The sequence below is a fragment of the Vibrio sp. 2130-1 genome (assembly GCF_033339515.1).
The window spans coordinates 1-569 of the sequence record NZ_JAWOUT010000546.1 but is presented as its reverse complement, the minus strand read 5'-3'; the positions used below and the strand labels follow the sequence as shown (position 1 = coordinate 569).

General features: G+C 46.0%; 1 protein-coding gene. It reads left to right on the top strand.

The features are described from left to right. Nucleotides 1-569 (top strand): recombination-associated protein RdgC (locus R7Q09_RS27305; RefSeq protein ID WP_318144102.1); only part of this gene is annotated, 569 nt, incomplete at both ends.

Below are 569 nucleotides of genomic sequence, written 5' to 3'. Positions count from 1 at the left end.
ACTAGAAACTCAACTCGCTGAGTTTCGATTCACCCCTTGTGGTAGCCAAGATAAACAAAAGTTTGGTTGGGTTAGTGCTATGGGTCGACATGGCGACATGATGACGCACGTGTCAGAAAACCGCATTCTGATCTGTGCAAAAAAAGAGGAGAAAATGCTGCCTGCTTCTGTGATTAAAGAGTCTCTGAATGCAAAAGTAGACGCTATGGAAGCGCAAGAAGGTCGCCCTCTGAAGAAGAAAGAGAAAGACAACTTAAAAGATGACATCGTGATGGACTTGCTGCCTCGTGCCTTTAGCCGCAGCAGCCACACTCACGTGTTGATTATGCCAAAAGAAGGCTTCATCCTTGTCGATGCAAGCAGCTACAAAAAAGCAGAAGACGTATTAGCGCTACTGCGTAAAACCATGGGTAGCTTACCTGTTGTTCCTGCGATTCCAGAAGTAGCAATTGAAACAACGCTAACTGATTGGGTTAAAACAGGTAACACGCCGCAAGGCATCACCATGATGGACGAAGCTGAGTTAAAATCGGTGCTTGAAGAAGGTGGCGTGATTCGCTGTAAGAAGC